The following is a 10,549-nucleotide window of genomic DNA, read 5'->3' as shown; positions in this document are numbered from 1 at the left end:
GTCAGGATATCGCCCGCTCCGCTCCGGATATCGGACACTTTGCCTCATTTATCGGACGTTCTCGCTTTTATCGGACATCCCTGGATGGATATCGGACACTCTTGTCAGGATATCGCCCGCCACGCTCCGGATATCGGACACTTTGCCTACTTTATCGGACACTCACGCTCTTATCGGTATCGGACGTTTACGATATAGTACAGTTTTCCAGCAGAGCTGCCTTTAAATTAAAACAAAAAACCGGTAATCGATGCCCCATTTGGGATAGCGATTACCGGTTTACTATTGTTTATTTACCTTCATGTTCTCCATGTTCTCCATGAGAAGGCGGGTTTTTCTGATGTTCTGAGTGACCGCCATGCGATCCCATTACCCAAACTGTTCCAGCTACGATTACAATCGCAATGAATGCTGCAAACACAGTATTGAGGGTTTGAATCCATCCGCTGCTGCTTTCTGTCATATGCATGAACATAAGCAGCTGAAGTGCCGCCTGGAAGAAAGCAAAAACGAAAATGATGATCAGGATAGTGGTATCAGAGAATCCTGATGCTAAGCCTACCCACAGAGCGAGCAATGTTAAAACGATGGATAATGCAAAACCAATGACATTGCTCCATGGGAATTTATCATGAGATGAATGTGTGTTATGAGATGTTTGAGTATTTCCAGCCATATTACAACACCATCCCCATCAAATAGACTCCAGTGAAAATGAAAATCCAGACGACGTCAAGGAAATGCCAGTAAAGACTTGAGATAAAAAGCTTCGTAGCAGTTTGTGGTGTTAAACCGCGCTTTTTAACCTGGATCAGGATTAAGGAAATCCATGCGATACCGATGGATACGTGAAGTCCGTGTGTCCCTGCAAGAACAAAGAATGCGGACCAGAAAGCACTCGTCTGGAGCGTAGCGCCTTCATGTACATACTCGACGAACTCATATACTTCGTAGCCAACAAAGCCGGCGCCGAGAAGAAGGGTAATAATCGTCCAAATGAATACACCCTTCATGTTGTGGCGGCGCAGCTCATGAATGGCAATACCGCTTGTAAAACTGCTTATCAAAAGCAGGAATGTCATAATCAATACGCCTTCTACTTTGAACATATCCCCAGGAAGCGGACCATCTGCAGTTTGGTTAAATAATGCGAAATACGTTGCAAAAAGTGTAGAGAACAACGCAATTTCCGCTCCAAGGAAAATCCAGAAGCCTACAATATTCAATCTGCCTATTTCAGATTGATATTCCAGCGGCGTGTTTGAACCATCATGTGTGTGTGAATGTCCCAAATTTCACGCCTCCTTTAAACGGTTGCCCGTTTTTCAGTTTCTTGTATTTCTTCTACGCTGACGTAGTAGCCATCGTCAATTTCAAGCGAGCGAAGAATCATTGTTGCAAATACACCGACTAATCCGATAATCGCCATCCACCATAGGGAGAAGACCATACCGAATCCTGCGATACCGAAAGCTACTGACATAATAAGCGGTCTGCCGGAATAGTTCGGCATGTGAATCGGTTTATATTCAACTGCTTCGCGTTTGCCAGTCGTTTTATTTCTTTGTTTCATTCTCCACCATTCATCCATGCCAGTTACTTCAGGGATAACAGCGAAGTTGTAGTGCGGCGGAATTGCTGTAGATGTCGCCCACTCAAGTGTACGGCCATCCCATGCATCTCCTGTTTGCTCTCTTTCCGCAAAACGGAAGCTGTAATAGATGTTGTAAACAAGAACCATAAATCCAACAGCCATACCAAGTGCTCCGATTGAAGCAACAATGTTCAGATCCTGCCAGCCGTCAGCTGCATCGTATGTGTTAACACGGCGCGGCATACCGTCAAGACCTAAGAAGAACATTGGGAAGAAACAAACGTTAAATCCGATGTTAAAGAACCAGAAGCTCCAGCGGCCGATTCTTTCGTTCAGCTTGTGGCCGAACATTTTTGGATACCAGTAGTAAAGACCAGCGAAACACGCATAAACTGTTCCGGCAATCAATACGTAGTGGAAATGGGCAACAAGGAAGTACGTATTATGGTATTGATAGTCAGCTGCTGCCATTGCTAGCATAACCCCTGTAACTCCCCCGATTACGAATGTCGGGATGAAAGCAAGAGACCAAAGCATAGCAACCGTGAATTTAATTCTTCCTTTGTAAAGCGTAAACAGCCAGTTAAATATTTTTACACCTGTAGGAATGGCAATTGCCATGGTAGTGATTGAGAATACAGAGTTAACTCCAGCGCTTGAACCCATTGTAAAGAAGTGATGCACCCATACAAGGAAGCTCAAACCGGAAATAACAACGATTGCGGCAACCATCGCTTTATATCCGAACAGTGCTTTTCGTGCAAATGTAGCAATGATTTCCGAGAAAATACCGAAAGCCGGAAGGATAACGATATATACCTCAGGATGTCCCCAAATCCAGAAAAGGTTCGCCCATAGCATCGGCATACCGCCGTCTGCAAGAGTAAAGAAGTGGGAACCGAACAAACGGTCAAATGTCATAAGTGCAAGTGCTACAGTCAGTACAGGGAAAGCGAACACAATGATTAGGCATGTGATAAGTGCAGTCCATGTAAACATAGGCATACGCATAAGCGTCATACCTTTTGCACGCATTTTCAAAATTGTAACCATGAAGTTAATACCGGTCATCAATGTACCGATACCTGCTACTTGAAGACCAAGCAAATAGTAGTTCTGCCCTGGTCCAGGAGAGCTTTCAACACCGGCAAGAGGCATGTAAGCTGTCCAGCCTGCTGATGGAGAACCCCCGAATACAAATGAAATATTAAAGAGCATCGCTCCGACGAAAAATGTCCAAAAGCTCAATGAGTTCAAATAAGGATAAGCAACGTCGCGTGCACCGATTTGAAGAGGAACAACAACGTTGATCAGTCCAATCAGGAACGGCATCGCCATGAAGATAATCATGATCGTTCCATGTGTTGTGAATATTTCATTGTAATGCTGCGAGTTCAGGAACTCTGCATTATTTACCGTGAGCTGAGCACGCATAAGGAGTGCATCGACCCCTCCGCGGAAAAGCATCAAAATTGCGGCAATGATATACATAATCCCCAATTTTTTATGGTCAACCGAAGTCAGCCAGTTCGTCCATAGCCATTTCCATTTTTTGAAGTAGGAAAGGACGAAAATAATTGCAACTGTAGTAAGACCAATAGATACCTGAGCTCCCATAATAAGCGGGTCGTCAAGAATCAAATTGTTCTTGATAAATTCGAACATTGAATTTCCTCCTTTCCTATTTGGAGCCTAATTCTTCCCCGGTATCATTCTTTTCTTTTTCTTCGGTCTTTGAATGATGCTCCTGGTAAGTTACTCCGTATTTCTCACGGACTCTGATTGCATATTCAGGGTCCTTTGCGTGATTTACAAATCCTAAGTGAGTTGAGGAGAATGTCATCGGTTTCGCATCACCAGGGAACATTAATTTCTCATACTGCTCCTCTTTCAGTTCAGGAGCACTTTGGCTTTTCTTCACCCAGGCAGCGAAATCTTCCTCTGTTTGGGAGTAGACTTTAAAACGCTGTTTTGTAAATCCTTCACCTGTGAAGTTGGCATTGCGTCCTTCGTATACACCAGGCTCATCGGATTGAAGGTAAAGCTTCATTTCCATTTCTGACATAGCATATTTCTGTCCGCCTAGCTGAGGAATCCAGAATGATGCCATTGTGTCAGCAGATGTTAAACGGAATTCCAGCGGACGATCTTCAGGAATATAAAGCTGATTGACCGTTTCAATGTCTTCCTCCGGATAACTGAAGATCCACTTCCAGTCTACAGATGTTGCATAAACGACAAGCGGCTTCTTATCCGCATGTTCACTTTCCGGTATTTCCTCCAGGCTGTAAATGGCCTGAACTGTTGGAATGGAAAGCGCGATTACGATAATAATCGGAATAACCGTCCAAACAATCTCAAGGAACTTGCTGCCTTCCATTTCAGGCGGCTCATATCCCATGTTTGTTGGGCGCTCACGATATTTAATAATGATAAGAACAAACAGGACAAAAACAACTGCTATGATAAACAGCATAAATACAATAGAGAGCATGATCAGGTCTCTTTGCTGCGCGGCAACCGGTCCTTTCGGATCGAGAACGGCCATCTGGCTGCAGCCGCCAAGCAAAAATACTGACATCAAAGCTCCAAATAAAATGATAGGTTTCAAATATTTACCCAAAAGGTTCACCATCCTTCCCAATCCTTCTATAAATAATGACAAAAAAGTCTATAAGCACAGCAATCACTTAAACTTTTACCCTTATAGTAACAGACCACAAACAAAAATGGCTTTCCAAATTTTAATGTCATCCAGTTTTCATACAAAAGTCACATCTTGTTCAATATTTTTTCACAATATGTTCACACAATTGGATAAATCTTGATTTAGCGGAAAATCCATTCTTTGTAACCATCTGGATGGCAGTAGCAGAAAAGTAAAATTTTATTAAGTGTACGTGACGAGATGCAGAATTTACTGTCCGTTAACAAGTGATAAACGCTTTCATTGTTTGCCCGGCTTACGTTTGAACATTTTTGTACGGTGGAATATACAAATTATATCAGGGAGGTGGAGATTTTGTCGAAAGAAAGCACTAAACACCATAATGAACATCCTGAACAGGTCCCGACAGATAATGAGAGCTTACATGATAAATTTAAAAATGAACAAACGGTTGATTCCATTCCTTTGGAAGATTTGAAAAAAGATATGCAGGATGAGAAAAAGAAGCATAAAACAAAGGATGATTCTGATTCAGAAGATCAATTTAAAAAGAGAAAATAAGAAAAACGGCGTATCCGCTGAGTCATTAGCCGGTGCGCCGTTTTTTTTGCTTTATCATCATTTCATTAAAACTATTCCGCATTATTGTGAAAGGATGAAAAGGATCTGTCAAAATTCCTCTTAGATCTATATCCGTCATATCCAAGTTAACATGACAAATAGTGATGAGATACTGTACTCGTTCTAGATATTTTTTAGTAAAAATGCAATTTAAAACTCATAATAAATTTAAAAAAGAGGCCGTTTTTTTAGGGCTCCAGTCTTAAATAAAGGTCATTCCTTTCCATTAAGGCCGTCATATATCCTTCAAAAAATATTTTTCCAGAAACTCTTGCATTGTGCATTTATATTTCATATAATCAGAATGCAAACGGTTGCACTCATGTTGCATATTTATTTTTTACTTTATTAGTAAAATGTATTCGGTTTCAGCCATGCATTTTTATTTTCTTATCAATGTAAGCCCATACACAGAGGAGGAGCAAGTCATGAAGAGTTTATTTTCATTTGATTTCTGGCAAAAGTTCGGTAAAGCACTTATGGTAGTGGTTGCCGTTATGCCTGCTGCCGGAATCATGATTTCTTTAGGGAAATTAGTAGCGATGATCGGAGGGGACGTCACCCTTGTCATGACCATCGCACGAGTAATGGAGGATATCGGATGGGCGATCATCACGAATCTTCACATTTTATTTGCAGTAGCCATTGGGGGATCCTGGGCTAAAGAACGTGCCGGCGGTGCCTTTGCTGCCCTAATCGCATTCGTTCTAATTAACCGGATCACTGGTGCGATCTTCGGAGTAAACGCTGCCATGTTCGATGATCCGAACGCAGTAGTAAACTCATTGTTTGGACAAGATCTTCTTGTAAAAGATTATTTCACATCAGTACTTGGAGCTCCGGCCCTTAACATGGGAGTTTTCGTTGGAATCATTTCCGGTTTCCTCGGAGCGAACCTGTTCAATAAATATTACAACTACAGCAAATTGCCTGATGCTCTTGCTTTCTTCAACGGAAAACGTTTTGTACCGTTCGCTGTTATTGGCGGATCTGTCATTACTGCAATCGTCCTGTCTCTTGTATGGCCTTTCGTCCAAGGTTTGCTGAATGACTTCGGTAAATGGATTGCATCTTCTAAAGATACTGCACCAATCATTGCACCATTCATCTTTGGAACACTTGAGCGTCTGCTTCTTCCTTTCGGATTGCACCACATGCTGACGGTTCCGATGAACTATACCGCTCTTGGCGGAACGTACACCGTTCTGACTGGATCAAGCGCAGGAACAGTCGTTTCCGGTCAAGATCCGCTATGGCTTGCTTGGATTGCTGACTTGAACAACTACCTGGCTGCAGGAAACCAGGCTGGATACGAAAAACTATTGAACGACGTTCACCCTGCCCGCTTTAAAGTAGGACAAATGATTCTTTCAACTGCTTCTTTGATCGGTATCGCTTATGCCATGTACCGCAATGTTGATAAAGACAAGCGCAAAAAATATAAATCCATGTTCCTTTCTGCAGGTCTTGCCGTATTCCTTACTGGTGTAACAGAACCGATTGAATTCATGTTCATGTTTGCTGCACCGCTATTGTATGTTGTTTATGCCATTACAACAGGACTTGCATTCGCACTGGCTGATATCATCAACCTGCGCGTCCACTCTTTCGGATTCATCGAGCTGTTGACTCGTACGCCGATGATTTTCAAAGCTGGATTATGGATGGATTTCGTCAACTTTATTATTGCATGTGTTGTGTTCTTCGGACTGAATTTCGGAGTTGCCCATTTCCTAATCAAACGCTTCAACTTCCCTACACCGGGACGCAACGGAAACTACATCGACAACGAAGATAGCGAAAAAACTGGCGGAGCTGTACAAGAAGGTTCCCTTGCCCCTGCCATCATCGAGCTACTAGGCGGAAAATCCAACATTGCGGATGTAGATGCCTGCATGACACGCCTTCGCGTGACGGTTAAAGACTCATCTCTTGTTGCCGGCGAAGGTAAATGGAAAGAACAAGGCGCACTTGGCCTGATTGTTAAAGACAAAGGTGTACAAGCTATCTACGGACCAAAAGCAGACGTCATCAAATCTGATATCCAGGATTTACTGGGAGCATAATATGAAATTGCTGACTCTTAACTGCCATGCCTGGATCGAAGAGAACCAAATGGAAAAGATAAGAACTCTAGCGAAAACAATCGCCGAAAAAGACTATGACGTTATTGCGCTTCAGGAAGTGAATCAGGCTATAAATGAAGAAACGGCATTTGGCCTTGTAAAAAAAGATAATTATGCCGTCGTTCTTCTTGATGAACTCGACAAGCTCGGTGTCCATGGATATGAGCTTCACTGGGGCCAATCACACATCGGCTACGATATTTATGAGGAAGGTTCGGCCATGCTGTCGAAATTCCCAATCAGGGAAACTCATTCCTTCCTTATAACAAACAGTACAGACACGGCCTATTGGAAGACGAGACGGATTGTCGGGATAACGGTTGAAGCTGAAGGAGAGCTGATCTCCTTCTACTCCTGCCACCTCGGCTGGTGGGATGATGCAGAAGAGCCATTTAAAGAGCAGGCTGTATCTCTCCTCCGTCAGGTTCATAAAGAACACCGCTTCTTCCTGATGGGTGACTTCAACAATAACGCCCACATTGAAGGTGAAGGCTATGACTACTTAAAAAGCCAGGGCCTCCTGGATACGTATGAACTCGCTGAAGAAAAAGACAGCGGCATCACTGTTCCAGGAAAAATAGCCGGATGGGAAGAAAATGAAAACCCGCTTCGAATCGATTTGATTTTAACCAATCAGCCGCTCAGGGTAATGCGTTCTGCCGTGATTTTTAACGGGGTGAATAAGGCTGTTGTATCGGATCATTTTGGAGTGGAAATCGAGATCACAATATAATATAGAAGGAAAGCGGTCTGCAGAATGTTCTGCGGACCGTTTTTTTTATGGGTAAGGGAGGCTGGTGCAGCTGTAGTTTGCTTGGCATTACACCCCTTTTCCACCTTTGCCTGGCATTCTTGCCTGGCATCGCACCCCTTTTCCACCTTTGCCTGGCATTCTTGCCTGGCATCACACGCTTTTCCATCTTTGCCTGGCATTCTTGCCTGGCATCACACCACTTTTTCATTTTGCCTGGCATTCTTGCCTGGCATCGCACCCCTTTTCCCACATTGCCTGGCATCACAACAACCAACACAGTCACCACCACCAAAAAAAACCGGCCTCCCAAAAGGAAGACCGGTTTTTCCATTTATTCTTCTATTCCTGTCTTTTTCCGAAACTTACTAAAGACCTCATACACAATCGGTACAATCAAAAGAGTAAGGAGCGTTGAACTAGTCAAACCGCCAATAACGGTGATTCCAAGTCCTTTGGAGATCAGGCCGCTTCCTTCGAGTCCGAGTGCCAGTGGTGCAAGAGCTCCAATCGTGGCAATGGCAGTCATGAGGATTGGTCTTAGACGGGTTGTTCCGGCCTCGAGGATCGCCTCGCGGGTTGGGATTCCCTCTTTTTCCTTATGGATGACGCGGTCAATCAGTACGATCGCATTTGTTACAACGATTCCAATGAGCATCAGCGTTCCAATCATAGAGGAGATACTGATCGTTTCTCCTGCAATGTATAATCCGGCGAGTGCTCCGATTACAGTGAAAGGCAGGGAGAACAGGATCGCAAATGGCGCGAGGCCGCCGCCAAACGTAATGACGAGAATCAGGTAGACGATTGCAATGGCCGCAAGCATTGCAAGTCCAAGCTGGGAGAAGGACTCCTGGATGTCTTCGCTTACTCCACCCATTGAAAGATCGACTCCGGATGGCTGCTTCACATCATTTATTTTTTCTTGAACGGCTGCTGATACCTTCCCTACATCATCCGCTTTGATATCTCCCGATACAGAGACACTGATTTTTCCATCGCGCCGGGAGATGGTATCAGAGGTGGAACCTTCTTTCACCTCAACAACATCTTTAATGGCGACTTCCTTTCCTAGAGAGGAAACGACTTTTTTGTTCGTCAAATCTTGAATGTCTTCCAGCTTTTCTTCTTCAGCCTGCAGATAGACATTCACATCTTTTTCATCTTTTTTAACGGTGGTTACTATTGGACGCTTTGTTTCCTGGCTTAGCTCCATACCGATTTGACCGGCAGTGAGGCCGAGCTCGCTAAGCTTTTTCTGGTCAGCAACGAGCGTAAATTCTTCATATGTCTTTGACAATCCGCTCTTCACATTTTCAAGATCGCTATTGTCTTTAAGAATTTTTTCAACGTCTGCTACAACCGGCTTGATGTCATCAATATTTTCGCCATTGACAGACACTTCAAGTGAATTGCTGCTGCCGCCTGAGGAGAAGCTTTGGGAAGCCCATTCTCCTTTTGGCGTTCTTTTTTGAAGATCTTCAATGACTTTTTCTTTTTCAGCCTCAAAATTTTCAGTGTCATCTTTATATTGAACAAAGAAGAGCGCTTGGTTTTGAGCTCCCGGGTTCATCGGGTTTTCTCCGCCAAGAGAATATTGAATTGTCTCTGCCCCTTTGCGTCCATCAAAATACTTTTCTGCATCAAGGGCAATTTTTTCTGACTCTTCACGGGTTTGTCCAGGTTCAGGATTGTATGTCGCCATCACCATTTTCTCCTCTTCATCCGGAAGGAAGCTGACTCCAATCAGAGGAACCAATGCAAGGCTTCCGACAAGCAGCAGGATGGCAATACCTGATGTGATCCATTTATGATTCAGGGACCAGTTTAGGACTCTTCTGTAAAAGCCTGATAGTTTTCCTGGCTTTTCTTCTTCTTTATGATGCTTCTCGTTTACTCCCTTTTTGAAGAAGGAGTGAGCCAGCATTGGTACGAGAGTGACTGCCACCAATAAAGAGGCAAGCAGCGAGAACACAATGGTAAGCGCAAAAGGAAGGAACAGTTCACCAATCATTCCTTTTACGAGACCAAGCGGAAGGAAAACCGCAATTGTCACAATTGTGGAGGACATAATTGGGATAAACATTTCCTTTGTAGCGGATTTAATCAGCTCCGCTCCTTTAAGCGGCTCCCCTTTGAGAGACATTCTTCTGAAGATGTTTTCTATAACCACAATGGAGTCATCGACTACCCGTCCAATCGCGACAGTCATTGCACCAAGCGTCATTATGTTTAGAGTAATATCCATCTGATTCAATATCAGTACCGCAATCAGCAAGGAAAGCGGAATGGAAATGACAGAAATAATCGTTGTCCGGATATTCCTTAAAAATAAGAGAATAATCAGGACTGCAAATCCAGCCCCAAACAATGCTTTGCTCAGCATCGTATTAACGGATTTTTCAATTGGTTCTCCCTGGTCAAAGGTCGATGTAAAATGAACGCCCGGATAGTCTTTTTCTAATGCTTTCACCTGTTTTTCAACAGCATTAACGACATCTACCGTATTGGCATCCTCTGATTTGATGACCTGGAAGCCGATGGATTCCTGACCGTTTGTACGTGAAATCGATTCTGCCTTACCGACTATCTTAATGTCTGCCAGCTCACTAAGCTTAACTGTAGGAAGCTTGGCGGGCTGAGCAGCTTCAGGCTGTGCCTGTGGCGGCTGTCCTGCTGCACCTTGCTGCGGCGGAGCTTGGCCGCTGCCCTGCTGAGGTGAAGTTTGTGCATTTCCTTGTTGAGGTGATGCCTGTGCACTTCCCTGCTGCTGACCCGGTCCTTGCTGT

Annotated in this window: 9 protein-coding genes and 1 pseudogene; 4 read left to right on the top strand and 6 right to left on the bottom strand. The window is 43.8% G+C overall.

The annotated features are described in order from the left end of the window. Window positions 1-198, top strand: a 198-nt coding sequence (locus tag AS29_RS21700) for a hypothetical protein (protein ID WP_231889910.1), incomplete at its 5' end; no start/stop codon positions are given. Between the two features lie 91 nt (window positions 199-289). Here AS29_RS21700 and qoxD read toward each other — a convergent pair. From qoxD to qoxA, 4 genes are read right to left on the bottom strand one after another with little or no spacing between them, the layout of a single operon-like run. Then, on the bottom strand, window positions 290-676 hold the full coding sequence (gene qoxD, locus AS29_RS06485; protein ID WP_035410278.1) for a cytochrome aa3 quinol oxidase subunit IV: 387 nt from the start codon (window positions 674-676) through the stop codon (window positions 290-292). A gap of 1 nt (window position 677) precedes the next feature. Continuing rightward, entirely contained in the window at window positions 678-1,292 is a 615-nt protein-coding gene (qoxC, locus tag AS29_RS06480; protein WP_035410281.1) for a cytochrome aa3 quinol oxidase subunit III, read from the bottom strand. A gap of 14 nt (window positions 1,293-1,306) precedes the next feature. Then, entirely contained in the window at window positions 1,307-3,259 is a 1,953-nt protein-coding gene (gene qoxB / locus AS29_RS06475) for a cytochrome aa3 quinol oxidase subunit I (RefSeq protein ID WP_051860776.1), read from the bottom strand. A 16-nt stretch (window positions 3,260-3,275) separates the two neighbouring features. Next, window positions 3,276-4,229, bottom strand: a complete 954-nt coding sequence (gene qoxA, locus AS29_RS06470; protein ID WP_035410283.1) for a cytochrome aa3 quinol oxidase subunit II — start codon at window positions 4,227-4,229, stop codon at window positions 3,276-3,278. Window positions 4,230-4,607: 378 nt separating this feature from the next. Between qoxA and AS29_RS06465 the strand changes: the two genes are divergently transcribed. The 3 genes from AS29_RS06465 to AS29_RS06455 all read left to right on the top strand — a co-directional run bounded on the left by AS29_RS06465 (window position 4,608) and on the right by AS29_RS06455 (window position 7,742). Next, the gene (locus tag AS29_RS06465; protein WP_231889909.1) at window positions 4,608-4,823 is read left to right on the top strand and encodes a hypothetical protein; all 216 of its coding nucleotides are present in this window, start codon (window positions 4,608-4,610) and stop codon (window positions 4,821-4,823) included. A 488-nt stretch (window positions 4,824-5,311) separates the two neighbouring features. Next, a complete protein-coding gene (locus AS29_RS06460) occupies window positions 5,312-6,949 on the top strand; it encodes a PTS transporter subunit IIBC (protein ID WP_035410289.1) in 1,638 nt (545 codons plus the stop codon). 1 nt (window position 6,950) lies between these two features. Further along, window positions 6,951-7,742 (top strand): endonuclease/exonuclease/phosphatase family protein, encoded by a 792-nt coding sequence (locus tag AS29_RS06455; RefSeq protein ID WP_035410292.1) that lies wholly within the window; start codon window positions 6,951-6,953, stop codon window positions 7,740-7,742. Here AS29_RS06455 and AS29_RS21295 read toward each other — a convergent pair. Continuing rightward, on the bottom strand, window positions 7,709-7,942 hold the full coding sequence (locus tag AS29_RS21295; protein ID WP_156505879.1) for a hypothetical protein: 234 nt from the start codon (window positions 7,940-7,942) through the stop codon (window positions 7,709-7,711). The two genes, AS29_RS06455 and AS29_RS21295, sit on opposite strands and share 34 nt — an antisense overlap. A 152-nt stretch (window positions 7,943-8,094) precedes the next feature. After that, window positions 8,095-10,467: pseudogene (locus AS29_RS06445) on the bottom strand (efflux RND transporter permease subunit); the annotation flags it as partial. Window positions 10,468-10,549 lie beyond the last annotated feature (82 nt).

This window comes from Bacillus sp. SJS, assembly GCF_000732485.2.
GTDB classification, from domain to species: Bacteria; Bacillota; Bacilli; order Bacillales; family Bacillaceae; genus Metabacillus_B; species Metabacillus_B sediminis.
This window is presented reverse-complemented; position numbering and strand designations above follow the sequence as displayed.

What these genes read in the sequence shown, in the direction of transcription:
- qoxD (WP_035410278.1), bottom strand. Translation starts at nt 676, where the DNA reads ATGGCTGGAAATACTCAAACATCTCATAACACACATTCATCTCATGAT.
- qoxB (WP_051860776.1), bottom strand. Translation starts at nt 3,259, where the DNA reads ATGTTCGAATTTATCAAGAACAATTTGATTCTTGACGACCCGCTTATT.
- qoxA (WP_035410283.1), bottom strand. Translation starts at nt 4,229, where the DNA reads ATGGTGAACCTTTTGGGTAAATATTTGAAACCTATCATTTTATTTGGA.
- AS29_RS06460 (WP_035410289.1), top strand. Translation starts at nt 5,312, where the DNA reads ATGAAGAGTTTATTTTCATTTGATTTCTGGCAAAAGTTCGGTAAAGCA.
- AS29_RS06455 (WP_035410292.1), top strand. Translation starts at nt 6,951, where the DNA reads ATGAAATTGCTGACTCTTAACTGCCATGCCTGGATCGAAGAGAACCAA.
- AS29_RS21295 (WP_156505879.1), bottom strand. Translation starts at nt 7,942, where the DNA reads ATGCCAGGCAAAGATGGAAAAGCGTGTGATGCCAGGCAAGAATGCCAG.